Below are 14174 nucleotides of genomic sequence, written 5' to 3' on the forward strand. Positions count from 1 at the left end.
CTTTTTTTAATTTATTTTTTGAAACGATTAATTGTAGTAATCCCAAAAATCATACTCTACTCCAATTCCTTGTTTGTAATCATCTAAATCTTTTCCTGCTTTTACAAACTCTTCTTGCATTTCTTTTAACAAAGCTTTGTGCTCTGGAAAAAATGCTAAATTCTGAGTTTCCCAAGGATCTTTTTTAATATTAAACAACTGCGTTACCCTAGAACCTTTAACGGAATATCCTCTTTTCCAATCATTATTGGGAGACTTCACATATTCTATTAACTTATAATCTCCTTTTCTATACGCTCTCTGGAATTGCTTGTAAGCATAATATCCATAATTGTAAACTTGCTTTTTAGCTCCATCCATTACTGGTTTTAAACTTTTTCCTTCTACAGATTTTGGAATAGAAATCCCAGCCATATCACACACCGTTGGATAAATATCATGAATGTAAGACAAGGCATTGTACCTTGTTCCTTTTTGCTTTACATATCCTCCAGAAAAAATTAAAGGTACATGAATACCGTCTTCTTCATAGACATTTTGTTTTCCCATCAAACCATGATTTCCAACAGCCAAACCACTATCTCCTACCAAAACAATAATTGTATTTTCGTATTCTCCTTTATCTTTTAAAGACTGAACTACTTTTCCTATTTGTGCATCTAAATGCGTGATGATAGCGTAATAAGCCGATAACTCTTTTTTAGAAACTTGGGGAGTTCTTGGCCAAGCAGCTAATTCTTCATCTCTTAAATACATATCTCCATTGTCAAAAGGATGTTGCGACATGTAAGAAGGTGTTAATTCCATTTCATTTACTGGATACATATCTTGATATTTTTTAGGAGCTTGTCTTGGATCATGTGGTGCATGAAAAGCTAAATACATAAAAAACGGATCTCTCTTTTTATAGTTTTTGATATATTTTGATGCGTTTTCTGCAAAAATTTCGGAAGTATGAGGTCCCGTTAACTCTGTTCCTGTAGGTCCTCTTTTATCGTTTTTGGTAATGGCTCTTCTTTTTGTTTTTCCTTGCTCATCATAGGTTAACAAATAAGCATCTTTTTTAGGAAACTTTCCTGTTTTATCCCAATCCCAAATTGGCATTCTATAATGATCTGTTAAGTATACACCAATTCCCATTACCGATGCTCCATCATCAAAAGAACGTGCTAACGAACCTCTATCTTGATGCCATTTACCTACCATATAAGTATTGTATCCACCTTGCTTAAAAGCTTCTCCAATGGTTACATCTGTTTTTGGCAATACATGTCCTATATCCGTTAAATGAAATAGTTGTTTTCCTGAGTTTAACATGGCTCTACTTGGCATACAAGTAGCTCCAGAAAAAGCTCCCATTAAATGAGCTTCTGTAAACACCATTCCTGTGTTTGCCAAGGCATCAATATTTGGAGTTTTTACAGGTTGTCCTCCTAAAGCATGAATTCCAGAAAATCGATGATCATCTGTATAAATTAGCAACACATTTGGCTTTTTGTGTTTTTGAGCCTTTGCTGTTGTTAGTGAGAACACTCCTAAACACAGTAATACAGCTTTACATATACTATTCTTCATTTTTACTTTTTTTTATTTTTAAGTTCTATTTTTTTACAAATTGCTTTTTACTAATGGGGTTTCTGTTTAAATAAACTTTAGAAACATCGTAATTTTTAACATCATCAAAAACAACAACAGGTCTTTTATCTTTATTTACGGCATGTACGTGTACATTGTTTACATACAATCCGTTTATATGACGTGCGTATATTCCTGATACAGGCAAGGTTCCTACTTTTCCAAATTCTGGCCACCAATTTCCTAAAGTTTCTAAGTTATATTCTTTAATTACATTTTTAGCATCTTGCTTGGTTCCTCCTCCAGAAACCGTCATCTGTATATTGTGTAATTGTATATCTGTAATGTAATGATTTGGCATTCCGGTAATAAAAATAGCTGAGTTTTTATCTAATGCTTTGTTATCGGCAATAATTCCATCAAATATAAAACTATGCATTGCTTTCATAGGTAACATTTCCATTGGAGCATCTACTCCTGCTCTTTGTTGGCAAAATGTCATAAAAATAGGTCTTGGAACATTACGCATTACAAGGTTAGAGAAAGTCATATTTTTCATTTCTCCTCCCTCATTCATTTGAATTTTTAATCCAGCATCTTGTATATCATGAAACGTACAATTACTTACTGTAACAGAATCGAAGTCTCCACGAGATGCCAAACCTATTCGCATAGCTGCCCATTTACTTGTAAATACACAATTGGTAATGGTAATATCTTTACACGGTTTATCTGGTCTAGAAGTTTGTAAACAAATAGAATCATCGCTAGTATCAAAAGAAGAATTGGAAACGCGCACGTTTGTGCAACCATCAAAATCCAATCCATCACCGTTATGGTTAATTCTACTCACAATTTTAATTCCGTCTACTACAATTTCATCACAATACAACCAAGCTGATGTCCAAGCTGCAGGATTTTGTAAAGTAATGTTGTTCATACGAATGTCTTTACAGTTTAAAAAACGCAATAACATTGGACGACCATTTCCTTTTTTCTTGTTAAAGTTTTTTGGACTTCCATTTCCATCAATAATTCCATATCCATCAATAGCAAAGGATTTTGCATTTTCAGCAAAAATCAAACATCGATCCATATGGGGTTCGTTCTTATATGTATTTTTGTGAGTATTGGTTGCATAATCTTCAAAATTTGGACTCCCTAACAAAACAGCTCCGTTTTCTACTCTTAGCGTTACAAAATCTTTTAAGTAGATAGTACCAATAACTACTGTTTTTCCAGAAGGAATTACAACGGTTCCTCCACCATCTTTTGTACAAACATCAATTGCGTTTTGCACAGCTTTGGTGTCTTTTGTTACTCCATCTGCTTTGGCTCCATAATCAAGTACATTGTAGGTTTTGGCAAAAGTTTGCAATTGAAAAAAGAGCATCAGACTAAAAAAAAATGCTTTCATAAATCTTAGTTTTTATATAAAAATTAGCTATTACCTTTCAAATCTAGCATAAAATATAAGATTTAAAAAAAGGTCAAACTAGAACACCAAAGATTGATTTCTAACAAAAAACTCAAATAAAACTACTCTACTCCCTTTGTTTACTTGACATCACAAAAAACCGACCCTTAGTTTCATTAAAAACTAAGGGTCGGTTACCATACACAAAAGACATATGTTATAGATTTAAAACGATATCTGATGTTTTTATTTATTGATGAACGCACTGATTTACATTTACATTCACAAAATTTTATTTCTAGTTCTTAAAAATTCTTTCTTTCTGTTTTTTAGACAATGTTCTAGAAAAGTAAATCTCTGAATCTAAATACAAACGTGTTTCTTTCATTCCCGGATCGTTAAGATCTAAACTTAAATCACAATCAAATCTTGCCAAAATAGAATGTTTTTTTCCACGTTCTCCCACATTGGTAAAATGTGACAATCCCCATGTAATTCCTCTTCCATCCCCATTGCTATTAAAAGCATCTGGCACATAAGAACCTGCTGCAAAAGGCAAAAAAGAAGTTACGGAAGCAATGTCAAAATTTACACCATCTGAAGCATATTGAATGGTGTTGTTTTCATTACCGTCTCTAGTTACCAAAGCAGCGATTCCCTCCTTAAAAGGAAACAATGCTGTTTCGTGCCCTGAATTAAACAATGGATTTAAAGGATGCTTTTTAAAAGGCCCCAAAGGATTATCAGCAATTGCCAATCCATTTCCCACCAAATATTCAGGTTTGTCTCCATAAGCTGCCTTGTAATACACATATATTTTTCCTTTGTAAACTAGTGGATATGGATCGTGTATAGAATACTGATCCCAGGTTCCTGCCTCACCATTTTCAATAATTACTTTGTTTGCAGGAATCCAAGGTCCGTCTGGCGAATCTGAATATGCTGTGGCAACAGGACAATGATCTCCATTGGTTCCACTTGCTTCCATAAAGGCCTGATAATACAAGTAGTATTTCCCTTTCCACTTTAAAATATCAGTAGTTGTTACAGATCTCCAACCCATCAAAGGTTTCTCTGGTCTTTTGATAGCCACACCTTGCTCTTCCCAATTCAATCCATCTTCAGAAGTTGCATACCAAATATCTGACAAATCCCAATCTGTAGAAGGAATAACATCCGTAGACAAGTGCGCATTTGAAAACCCTACAGGAGGTACTTCTGTATCTCTTTTGGTATACCATACATAATACTTTCCTTTTTCTTTGATAATTTTTGAGGGATCTCTTCTTGATACTGTTCCATCTCCATCGCTATAATCAAACCCTTTTAAATGAGTATATTTAAACGCAGAGAATAGCTCATTATCTTGTGGCCTTGGTGCTAAATAATTATCATACAAACGCTCCATAGCCTTACTCAATGGTCTGTTTGGCTTGGTTTGTGGAATATCCCAAGGATAACCTACTGAAGGAACCTCTTGTTTTGGCTCTGTTTTTTCACAAGACTGAAGTCCTATTAAAACAGCCGTTAACATCAAAAATTTAGAGATTTTTATTGTTTTTATCATTATATATTTCTGTTTTATTTGTAATTGAATCAACTGCATAAAATTTCAAAGATGGCCGCAGGTACGTTTTTTGATGGATGTGCTACTTCTATCACCAATCCTTTTGTGAGGATAGGAACCTCCAATTTCCAAGTATTGATGGTTTGATAGTTCTCTTTTTGTTCTACCAAAACATTTCCTTTATCATCTTTGATGATATAACTACGAACAACAAAAGGAACTACATCTTCTGGATGTCCCATTAATGTGGATTCCATTGGGTGATCATAATCTGAATCTAAGAACAATTTGATTTCAGAAATTTCTTTTTCTTCTTCCCAATCAATCTTTAATGTTGGACTTTTATCTTTCAAATCTGCAACCCAAGCATTTACACCTCCTAAAGGACGGACATATCCATTTCCTAAATTAGACACATCAAAAGAAGCAATAGCTGGGTGAATTTCCATGGCAATGTTTTGTCCGTCTGGTCTACGTTGTGGAATCCAAAATTCAAAAGTGTCTACACCAATCTCATCTGGTGGTGTTTGTTTTCCATTGTTAGAAACAGCTTTATTGACACCATTAAAAACCGACAAAACACCTGAATAACGTTGGTTGCTATTCTTTAAACTTACACTATCGTTTTTCATAAAAGTCACAAAAGCATATTGATCTGCATCTGTTGTCTTATCAAAATAAAACAATACTTCTTGTTCTCCTTTTTGCAATGCTATTTTCTGAGTTTCTAAAATCAACTCTGGAGTATAGTTTTTTATATTGTTTGATGTTCTTAATTGCACCTCTAAAATGGTATTTTCTTCAACTTTTACCAATACCTTAAACTGATATTGTTGATTGGCTTTAAAAGGTAATAATTGTGCTGCTGAAATGCTAAGAGAAGTCCATGTTCCATCAAAAGGAATGTTAGATAATTTGAACTCCGAAGAAGCTGACAAAACCGCTTGATTGATCAAATTACTTGCTTGTTGAATTGGAATGTTAGGAATACTTTGCCCAACTTTATTCAACTCATCTTGCAACAATTCCATTTTCCCATTTTCTAAAATAGCTGTAGGATTGATGTTGTTTTCAACACACAATGAAGCCGCCATTCCCACTGCTTGCGCACACAAACCAGTAGTTGCCATAACACGAGTAGAACCAAAAGCTACATGTGTAGCACTGATAATTCTTCCTGCTAAAAATAAATTGTTGATATCCTTACTCACAAAAGAACGATATGGTATTTGATAAATTCCCTTAGAATGCCACTGAGTACAACCAGACAACTCACTATACACTCCATCTGCTGGATGTAAATCAATAGCCCAACCTCCATGAGCAATAGCATCATCAAATTCACACTGACCAATTACATCTTGTTGTGTCATCATGTACAATCCTTCAAAACGTCTACTTTCACGTTTTCCTGGAACAGTACCTACCCATTCCAAAGTCATATTTTCTACACCTTTAAATGTTCCTGAATTTTTGATATAATCCCAGACTCCATAAATTACTTTCCACAATTCGTATTTTATTTCTTCCGTTTCGTGTATTGTATCTCCACGTCCACCATACTCAAACCACCAAAAACGACAACCTTTGTCATCTTTACCAATAGCCTTATAACGTGGAATGGCTGTAATATCTTTCAATGCGAATTCAGGAGCCACATATTTTACAGGTTTATCAGTATTCTTGCTATAGAAGTACATAGAATGCCCTAACAATTCACCATAAGATTTATCCGGAGCAAACTGTTCTCCAAATTCATCTTTGGTTTCTGCTCCCATTCTAAAAGAAGCACCTGCTTTAAAAGCTACAATTCCATCTCCAGAAGCATCACAAAACAAAGGAGCATTTACAACGTACTCTGTTGAATTTTGAGAATTGAACGCTTTTACTGCTTTAATTGTTCTATCGTCAACTTTTTCAAGACCATACACACTTGTATTTAATAACAACGTGATGTTTTTTTCATTCAATACTTTTTCTAACAAAATCGTATCAAAAACTACTGCATTTCCTTCTTTATTGCGGTACAAGTTCTCTACTAAGATTTCATCCATCACCCCTCCTTCACGAGCCCAACGATTGTTGTTTCCCATATGAGAAGTAGCTCCCAAAATCCACAAACGAACTTCTGAAGAAGCATTCCCTCCCAACACGGGTCTATCTTGTATTAAAACTGTCTTTGTCCCCTTTCTAGCGGCAGTAATTGCTGCACAAACTCCAGCAGTTCCACCACCAACAACGACAAACTCCGATTGAATCTGAACAATTTTATTTGCCCTGACATCTTGGTTAAAATTTTGTACAATCATTATCTTTTACTTCTTGAATTTATTTGTCTTTATTTTTAGTCACAATGGTAATCCCTAAAACGAGCACTGCTGCTCCCATTCCTCCTACCAACAATTGTCCTGTTTCTGCAATGAATGATAATATAAGAATCAGCAAACCTGTTGAGGCAACTCCAATACCTATTACCTTACCTCCTTTTTTATTTCCTGATACAGATTCTTCTTCTGTAGAAACATATTTTTTAGCTTCAATCCCCTTATAAACATCGTATTGCTCTACGCTTGTCTTTTGAGAAGTAGTGTAGATTTCATAAATCGTCAATAACAAAATAGGAATTCCCATTCCTACTCCCATCTCTAGAGCTCTACTCAATGTAATATCTAATAATGAAGGAGCTAGAAATTTGAAAAAAGCATTGATTGCCAAAGAAGCTATCGTAATACTCAACACACTTTTCCCAGTCTGATATTTAGAAAACAAAGCCCATAAAGGTGGTAAAAACATAGCACCTCCTGTTAGAGCAGCCAAAGTCATCACAACTTCTACAATTCCTCCTAAATAAGGAACCATCAATGCAATTAAAATGGTCAAAACTCCTAAAATAACTGTTGCTAACTTCCCTACTCTTACCAATTGTATATCGCTCGTATTAGGCCTAATACGTCTATACAAGTCATTGGCCAACACTCCTGCTGAAATATTTAAGGTTGTATTTACAGAACTAGAAGTTGCAAACACCATTCCTCCCAACATCAACCCAAGCATACCAACAGGTAATACTTCTTTACACATTAACAAATACGCTCCTTCTTCTGCCAAATCTCCCAAATCTGGATTCAATACTCTATAAATCATTGGAGGCAACATCCATACAATAGGACTTAACGTGTACAAACCACCAAACAACCAGCCTACTTTTTTAGCTTCTTTAGGAGAAGCCACACTTGTATATCTTTGAACATATGCCCAGTTACCCGCAATAAAAAACAAATTGTACAAACCAAAAGCCACTAAAAAACCTGGAGTATATTCATCATTCACCAAATTGAAAAAGTTATCAGGAGCATGAGAAATAAAATTATCAATCCCTCCTACTTTATCAAAAGACAAAGGCACCACAATTAACACAGCTGCGGTTAAAACTACAAATTGCAATACATCGGTTACGATTACTGCCCACAAACCACCAACAGCTGTGTAGATTAAAATTAGAATTCCTAAAAAAATGATACTTGCTGTAATTGGAATTCCTGTAGAAACTTCCACTATTTTAGCTACAGGATATAAAAAAGCTCCAGTAGTAAAAATGGAAATCCCTAAAAACAAATACGTATATATTTTTTGAGTTCCTCCTCCCAATCTATCTGTAATAAACTCTGCTACCGTTAATGCTTTTGTTTTTTGCCACTTGGGTGCTATAAAAAAACCAATAATAATTCCTGCAATACACATCGTCCATTGAATAGCAACTGCTACCCAACCACTTTTGTATGCAATAGAACCCCACACCACAAATGTACCCGCAGAAAAAAAACTCATAAACAAAGACAAACCACTCATCCACCAAGGCAAAGCACCACCAGCAGCAAAATAAGACTTCATGTTTTTTCCTGATTTGGAAAAACTCATTCCGCATATAAAAACCAATAAGGTAAAAATTAAAATTACCGATATGTCTATTGCTCCCATTCCTCTGATTTATGATTTGATTACCAAAATAATTATAATTCAACTGAAAGAATCCTTTCTTACTAAAAATCAATTTCGATAACGTTTCCGAAACACTTATTTTTATCGGAAACGTTTCCGATAGTTGTCGGAAATTAAAAAAAGAAGTAATATTAACATATGAAACACATTACCATAAAGGATGTTGCCAAAAAATTGAATGTGTCTATTTCTACTGTCTCTAGAGCTTTTAATGACAAATACGACATTAAAAAAGAGACTCGAGATTTAATTTTACAAACGGCACAAGAATTAGGTTACAGACCAAACCCTATTGCTAGAAAACTAATTCAGCAGCGATCTTTCAATATAGGAATTGTCGTACCTGAGTTTGAAAACAGTTTTTTTCCGCAAATAATGTTGGGAGCTCAAGAAGTATTGCACAACAAAGGTTATCAAGTTTTAATCATGCAATCCAATTATTCTTGGGAAATAGAACGTAAAAATGTAGAAACTTTGGTTGACAACATGGTAGACGGGCTGATCATATCACTCACTTCTGAAAAACAGAATAACGAATATTACAAAGAGCTTTTAAAACAAGATATTCCCATTGTATTTTTTAACAGAGCTGTGGATGAAATTCCAGCATCTAAAGTTTTATTTGATGATTTTAAATGGGCTCTGTTTGCCACCGAGCATTTAATCATGCAAGGATACAGAGACATTGTTCATTTGACTGGAACTCATAATTTGACCTTGACCAAAAATCGTTTGAGAGGGTTTGAGCAAGCTCACAGAAAACACAAATTACCTCCTGGAAAAATTATCTCTTGTGGTTTTAAAATGGAAGATGGAGAAAGAATTGCACAAGAATTAATTGACCGAAACGAAATTCCGAGAGCCATTTTTGCTGCCAATGATTCCTGTGCTATTGGTGCCATGAATGTTTTTAAACAACATGGTTACAAAATACCAAATGATATTGCCATTGTGGGATTTACGGAATCTAAACTAGCAAAACACACATATCCATCACTAACTTCTGTAGAACAACCTACAAGAGACATTGGACAGACATCCGCTAATCTACTACTTGAACAAATTGAAAACAAAGGATTTTTTGTTCCACAAACCATTATTCTAAATGGTAGGTTAAATGTTAGAGATTCTTCTATAAAAATAAAATAAAAACACATATCTTTCTTAGAAAAAAACATATATAATGTATTACAGCACTAAACTAAATTAGATTTGCTTCCCTTTCTAAACTAGCAAAGTTGTAATTTATGTTGATTTTATCTACTATTTTTTAAGCATTTTCACAATTTTAAAGACCATACATGCCTACTAAAATTTTAAAAATAATTCTTGCTTTATTGATAGTTTTTACAACTATTCATTCAAATTTCGCACAACATTCTATTGCCTTTTCTCATCTTTCCGTAAATGATGGATTGTCTCAAAGCGACATCAATACCATCTACCAAAGTAATGATGGCTATATGTGGTTTGGAACACATGATGGACTGAACAAATATGACGGCTATAACTTTAATCATTATAGACCCAACCCAATTACAAACAGTCTTAGCAGTAATTTAATTTACGTGATTGTAGGAAATCGAAAAGGAAATATGTGGATTGGTACCACAGGTAGTGGTCTCGATTATTTAAATACGGTAACAGGTAAAGTCATTAATTACAAGCACAACACTCACAAAAAAAACAGCTTAAGAAGTAATTATATTTCTAGTTTGCTTTACGACAACAAAAACAGATTGTGGATTGGTACAAGTAAAGGTTTAGACATGGTTGACTGTACTAGCCAACAAGATAGTCTAGAATTCCAACACATAGAAATAGAAAATAAAAGCCTACAAAACCATCGAATAAACACCATTTACCAAAGAAAAAATGGAGATATTTATGCAGGTGATAACAAATTTATATACAAGCTATACAAAGAAAATGGTAAGATTAAATTTAAAAAGATAAACCAAAAATTAGGTCTAAGACAAACTGCAATTAAATCCATAACAGAAGATAAAAACCAAAAATTAATTGTAGGTACTAGCAATGGAGCATATATAGAAAATAAAGAAAAAGGAACCCTTTTTGAATTTAGTCCCATTAGCATTATTGAGATTGTAGTTGACAATATGAATCATATTTGGATAGGTACCACAAAAGGACTAAGGTATTATAAAAACGAAGAGAATCAAGAACTACCAACTCACGAAAACACCTTTACCAATGATGCTAACGACCCAAACAGTATTAGCAAAAACGTAATTGTATCGCTATACAAAGACCTAACAGGTATTATTTGGGTAGGAACCAATGGTGGTGGAGTTAACAAGTTTGACCCTCAAAGAAAACCTTTTTTGCATATAAAAAAAACATCTAGTCCAACCAGCCTAAGCTACAATAAAATACGTTCCATTTTTGAAGACAGCAACAATACATTGTGGATTGGTACCGAGGGGGGAGATTTAAACATGGAACTTTCTACAAGTAAAAAATACAGTTCATGGAAGCACATTTCTTCATTCTCAAAAACATTTTGTTTAAACGAAATAAAAACAAACAATAAAAAATTTCTGCTTATAGGTTCTGAAGGAGGCCATTCTTTTTCCTATATAGACATTACAAATCCAATTCCCGAAAACAGAAACATAAAACGAAGTCCTATAGACCCCAATATAGGTAGTAGCGTTTTTACTATTATGGTTGATCATCGTAATTATATTTGGATAGGATCTTATAGTAAGGGTGTTTTTGTTTATAAAATAAACGAGAACGATGAGTTTCAAATGATAAAAGAATTTAGTCACAATGCTAATGATCCAAAATCTATTGGAAACAATATAATTAGAAATATTTACGAAGATTCTAAACACAATATTTGGTTTGCAACAAGTAATGGTCTTAGCAAACTAGCATTTGATGAGGTTGACAAAGAAAAACCAGAATTCACAACCTATAGAAACATTCCAAAAGATGAGACTAGCATTAGTTTGAATTACATTTTATCACTTTACGAAAGTAAAAAAGGAGAATTGTGGATTGGTACGTTTGGCGGAGGTATAAACAAATTAACCACCTCTCTTACTGAAAACAAGGCTCAATTCAAAAGATATTCTGGAAAAGATGGATTGCCAAATGACGTCATCAAAGGAGTTCTAGAAGATGACAAAAACAATTTATGGATTTCTACCAATAATGGAATTTCTAAATTCAACCCAGAGTTAGGAACCTTTAAAAATTACAATATTTACGATGGTCTTCAAAGCAATGAATTTCAAGAACTAGCATGCTATAAAAAAGCTGATGGTGAAATGTTTTTTGGAGGGATTAACGGGTTTAGTGTTTTTTATCCAAGTGAAATTAAAGACAATCCTTATGCTCCAATAACCACCATAACCAAAATGTCTCTTTTTAACGAAGTAATTGAGCCTGGTAAAAAAACAAACGGTGTGGTCATCTTAAATCAGTCTATTGATAAGACCCACAAAATAGAGCTAAATCATTTTCAAAATAGTTTAACTTTTGAATTTGCTGCCTTACAATATTCATCACCATTAAAAAATCAATACGCATACAAATTAGATGGTTTTGAAACCAAATGGAATTATACAAACTCTAAAAAAAGATTTGCTACGTACACAAACTTAGCTCCTGGCAACTATTTATTTAGTGTAAAATCTTCTAATGGTGATGGAGTATGGAACAACAATGCTAAAAAAATATTTATCAAAATAACACCTCCTTTTTGGAAAACAATTTGGGCATATATAATATATGTATTGCTTATTATTGGTTTGTTAATCAGTTTCTGGAAATTTACATTGATCAAAACAGAGAAAAAACACGAATTAGAATTAGAACACATAGAAAAGGAGAAATACGAAGAATTACAACAAATGAAAATGGAATTTTTCACCAATATATCTCACGAATTTAGAACTCCTCTAACCCTCATCAAAGGGCCTTTAGAATACCTACAGAAAAAAGGAAAAGAATTAGAATACAATGTTATTCAGAACCAATATTCTTTAATGGAAAAAAATACCGATTACCTGCTAAGATTGGTTACACAGTTGCTAGATTTCCAAAAAATGGACAAAGGAAAAATGGGATTGACTATTTACAAAAAAAACATTGCTCGTTTTGTAAAGGAAGTTGCAGAACCTTTTAAATTTATCAGCGAAAAGAAAAACATCCAATATTCTATCAGATCTGAAGAAGATGCTATTTACAGTTATTTTAGTCCAGATGCACTAGAAAAAGTAATGAACAATCTATTGTCTAATGCCTTTAAATTCTGTCCAGAAGGAGGAATTGTTGATGTTTATGTGTACATTAAAAACACTTATCATTCAGACAGATTGACCAAAGGCTCTGTTTATAAAAGAGTGGTTATTGAAGTGAAAGATTCAGGATCTGGAATTTCTGAGGCTAAAAAACAAAGAATTTTCAATCGTTTTTATAGCAACTCTGCAAAAGAATTGGCAAATCCTACAGGTACAGGAATTGGACTGAGTTACACCAAAAGCTTGATAGACCTACACCAGGGAAGCATAGCTGTGGTAGATAATGAATTGGGAGGAACTACGTTTGCCATAAATATACCGCAAGAAAAACAAGCTTATATTGACAAGCCTAATATTGAATTTGGTAATGAAACAGACAATGTAAGTACCACTACCGCTTACGTATCATCAGCACACATTATTTCTGTTGAAGACGAAAGAAATGATCAGGAAATGATTGCAAAAAGACCTGAACTTCCTATCATACTTGTTGTTGATGACAATGAAGATATTCGAATGTTTATTAGACAAGCACTTCAAAAAGACTACAATATTCTTGAAGCAGAAAACGGATTAAAAGGCTTTGAAATTGCTAAAAAAGAGGTTCCAAACATTATTATTAGTGATTATGTAATGCCCGAAATGGATGGTGTAGAATTTTGTAAAAAATGTAAAGATTTGGCAGAAACAAGCCACATTCCTTTCATGCTTTTGACAGCAAAAACATCTAAAGAAAATGAATATTTAGGATTAGAAAGTGGAGCTGACGATTACATTACCAAACCATTCAATTTAGAATCTTTGCAATTAAAAATTAAAAATATCATCTCTAGACGTAATCGTTTGAGAAAACGATTCAATCAAGAAATTATTCTAAAACCTGAAGACGTAACAGTAACTTCAACTGATGAAATTTTCTTGAAAAATGCAATGGAAGTGGTAGAAAAAAACATGATGAACACGGAATTTAGTGTAGAAATGTTGGTAAAAGAAATGAATGTAAGTAGAAGTAACTTGTATCTAAAATTAAAAGAAATCACAGGATTGTCTTCTAGTGAGTTCATTCGTAGCATCCGATTGAAGAGAGCTGTTCAATTGCTTAAAAAAAGTGACTTGTCTGTAAAAGAAATCATGTACATGACCGGCTTTAATAGTCCTTCATACTTTGCAAAGTGTTTCAAAAAACAATTTAACATGACTCCTAGTGAATACATTAGCAGTAATGATATCGACATCAAAAAAGGTTAAAAAAATACCATATACATAATGAAAATTAAAAAACATGCTATTATTATAAATAATAGCATGTTTTTTTTCATTAAAAATAAATATATTTACGCTA

General features: G+C 33.3%; 7 protein-coding genes. 2 read left to right on the forward strand and 5 right to left on the reverse strand.

Annotation, left to right across the window (positions count from 1 at the left end; genetic code table 11):
* Positions 1-27 precede the first annotated feature (27 nt).
* The 5 genes from Q4548_RS00705 to Q4548_RS00725 form a co-directional block, all read right to left on the reverse strand.
* On the reverse strand, positions 28-1575 hold the full coding sequence (locus tag Q4548_RS00705) for a sulfatase-like hydrolase/transferase (RefSeq protein ID WP_303450218.1): 1548 nt from the start codon (positions 1573-1575) through the stop codon (positions 28-30).
* A 25-nt stretch (positions 1576-1600) separates the two neighbouring features.
* Positions 1601-2992, reverse strand: a complete 1392-nt coding sequence (locus Q4548_RS00710) for a glycoside hydrolase family 28 protein (RefSeq protein ID WP_303450219.1) — start codon at positions 2990-2992, stop codon at positions 1601-1603.
* 298 nt (positions 2993-3290) lie between these two features.
* Positions 3291-4559 (reverse strand): family 43 glycosylhydrolase, encoded by a 1269-nt coding sequence (locus Q4548_RS00715; protein ID WP_303450220.1) that lies wholly within the window; start codon positions 4557-4559, stop codon positions 3291-3293.
* 29 nt (positions 4560-4588) lie between these two features.
* Positions 4589-6868 (reverse strand): FAD-dependent oxidoreductase, encoded by a 2280-nt coding sequence (locus Q4548_RS00720; RefSeq protein ID WP_303450222.1) that lies wholly within the window; start codon positions 6866-6868, stop codon positions 4589-4591.
* A 19-nt stretch (positions 6869-6887) separates the two neighbouring features.
* On the reverse strand, positions 6888-8537 hold the full coding sequence (locus tag Q4548_RS00725; protein ID WP_303450224.1) for a sodium:solute symporter family protein: 1650 nt from the start codon (positions 8535-8537) through the stop codon (positions 6888-6890).
* A 159-nt stretch (positions 8538-8696) separates the two neighbouring features.
* On the opposite strand from Q4548_RS00725, the gene Q4548_RS00730 reads away from it, so the two are divergent.
* Positions 8697-9707, forward strand: coding sequence for a LacI family DNA-binding transcriptional regulator (locus Q4548_RS00730; protein ID WP_303450225.1), 1011 nt, complete (start codon positions 8697-8699; stop codon positions 9705-9707).
* A 152-nt stretch (positions 9708-9859) separates the two neighbouring features.
* Positions 9860-14080: a two-component regulator propeller domain-containing protein gene (locus tag Q4548_RS00735; RefSeq protein WP_303450227.1), complete on the forward strand. Its 4221-nt coding sequence runs from the start codon at positions 9860-9862 to the stop codon at positions 14078-14080.
* Positions 14081-14174 lie beyond the last annotated feature (94 nt).

Origin of the sequence: Wenyingzhuangia sp. 2_MG-2023 (assembly GCF_030548295.1) — a bacterium.
In the GTDB taxonomy this organism is placed as follows: Bacteria; Bacteroidota; Bacteroidia; order Flavobacteriales; family Flavobacteriaceae; genus Wenyingzhuangia.